This window comes from Bradyrhizobium sp. Unk1 (assembly GCF_059512345.1).
This window is the reverse complement of the sequence record NZ_JCAMOP010000157.1, coordinates 1-1,878: the sequence shown is the minus strand read 5'-3', so window position 1 is coordinate 1,878 and position 1,878 is coordinate 1. Positions and strand designations below refer to the sequence as shown.

General features: G+C 60.1%; 1 protein-coding gene and 1 pseudogene. One reads left to right on the top strand and one right to left on the bottom strand.

Annotated features, from left to right (window positions below; all coding sequences use genetic code 11):
• Nucleotides 1-285: 285 nt before the first annotated feature.
• Nucleotides 286-1,335 (bottom strand): IS110 family RNA-guided transposase, encoded by a 1,050-nt coding sequence (locus AC5ZFO_RS47835; RefSeq protein WP_496124245.1) that lies wholly within the window; start codon nucleotides 1,333-1,335, stop codon nucleotides 286-288.
• A gap of 73 nt (nucleotides 1,336-1,408) precedes the next feature.
• Between AC5ZFO_RS47835 and AC5ZFO_RS47830 the strand changes: the two are divergent.
• Nucleotides 1,409-1,878: pseudogene (locus AC5ZFO_RS47830) on the top strand (IS3 family transposase); the annotation flags it as partial.

The following is a 1,878-nucleotide window of genomic DNA, read 5'->3' as shown; positions in this document are numbered from 1 at the left end:
GCCGATCTGTCGCTCGACAAGGAGATGCTGCAGGACGTGATCCGCCGAAATGTATGGTCTGCCCCGCCTGTGCAAGGCTCTTGAGCGATCCGACTTCGACAGTCTGCGTAAATGTATCCGGCCTCTCGCGAGTGGGCTGCGGTTGCAGCCAGGCCATGATGAGATCAGCACGCCGCGTTCCCAGATAGCTAATCGGGCACTGGCCCGTTTTCGGCGAAGGGCTTACGCGGCGCCGATCAACTGTCTCGTCATCAGGACTCGAACCTCGCAGTCTGCTGCCCGGGCCTACGGGAATGCGGGAAGGCGCCGCTCGTAGGTCGAGCCGGGCCGCGTAAGGATGACCCAGGCCACCCGCGCAATCTTTGCAGCCAGGGCCACGGTGACCTCGTTGGTATGCATGCGCTTTTCGAGGCCGGTCAGCCACGAACCCAGGCGATCGGAAGTACGGTTCAGATGCATGACGCATGACCTTGCGCCGTGAATCAGCAGCCGTCTGAGGTAGTGATTGCCTCTTTTGCTGATCCCGAGGAGGGTCGTCTTACCACCCGTTGAGTGTTCGCGAGGGACCAACCCAAGCCACGCGGCGAGGTCCTTGGCCCTTCGGAACTGACTAGCATTGCCGGCGCTCGCGACGAATGCCGTCGCCACCAGTGGGCCTATCCCGGGAACAGTCATGAGCCGGCGCGTTCGTTCGTCACTCGCCGCCAAAGCCTCGATTTCACGAGTGATCTCGGCGATGCGGCGTTCGATGTGTCCGAAGTCCTCGAACAGCCGACGAAGCATGTGCCTCATCATCGGCGTCAGATCATTGCCCTCGTCGGTCAATACGCGAGGAAAGTCGGCTTTGAATTTGCCGATGCCCTGATGGATTGCGATCCCGTATTCGAGGCAAAATGCCCGCATTTGGCAGACGAGCTGAGTTCGCAGGCCAACCTTCTGATCTCGGATGCAGTGCAGCGCCTGGATGTCGACCTGGGCTTCCGATTTGATCTCAACAAAGCGCATCGCGGGTCGGGTGGCGGCCTCGGCGATCGCTTCCGCATCGATGATATCGTTCTTGTTGGACTTCACGTAGGGCTTCACGAACTGCGCAGGTATCACTCGGACCACGTGCCCGAGCTGTTGTAACTTGCGCGCCAGCCATTGGGAGCCTGGGCAAGCCTCCATCGCGACGGCCGTACGCTGCGCGGCGTCGAAGAACTGCAAAAGTGTGTCGCGGCGGAGCTTTACTTTTTGAATGACTCTACCGCGTGCGTCTGTTGCTACGACATGGAAAACATTCTTTCCGATATCGATGCCGAAGACAGCGGCAGGCTGAGGCTTATTGCGCAACATTTTTATGGTCCTTTCTCGGTCGAAAACTCGCCGCGCAGTATGCGCGGGTTCGGCGGGGCAGACCATCCCATTAGCTATGAGGCCTGGTCGGAAGCGCAAGCTCGTCGATGAGGTTTGTGGTGAGTGGCAGGTCTCGATCCGCAAGGCTTGTGAGGCCCTCGAGTTCGATCGATCGACCTACCACTACAAATCTCGCCGCTCCGGTCAGGCCGCCCTCGAAGCACGGATCAAGGAGATCTGCCATGTTCGCGTTCGCTATGGCTATCGCCGCGTCCACGTCCTGCTCCGCCGCGAGGGATGGCGTCATGGCCAGAACAAGACCCGTCGCATCTATCGCGAATTGGGCCTGCAATTGCGCAATAAATCGCCGAAGCGGAGGGTCAAGGCCAAGCTGCGCGATGACCGCAGGCCAGCGACGCGCGCCAACGAGACCTGGGCGATGGACTTTGTTCATGACCAGCTGGCAAATGGTGGCAAGCTCCGGGTGCTCACGATTATCGATATCTTCTCCCGCTTCTCGCCCGCCTTGGAGCCGCGGCTCAC

Bases quoted from the DNA above. Each gene is read 5' to 3' on its own strand.
- AC5ZFO_RS47835 (WP_496124245.1), bottom strand. From the start codon at position 1,335: ATGTTGCGCAATAAGCCTCAGCCTGCCGCTGTCTTCGGCATCGATATC.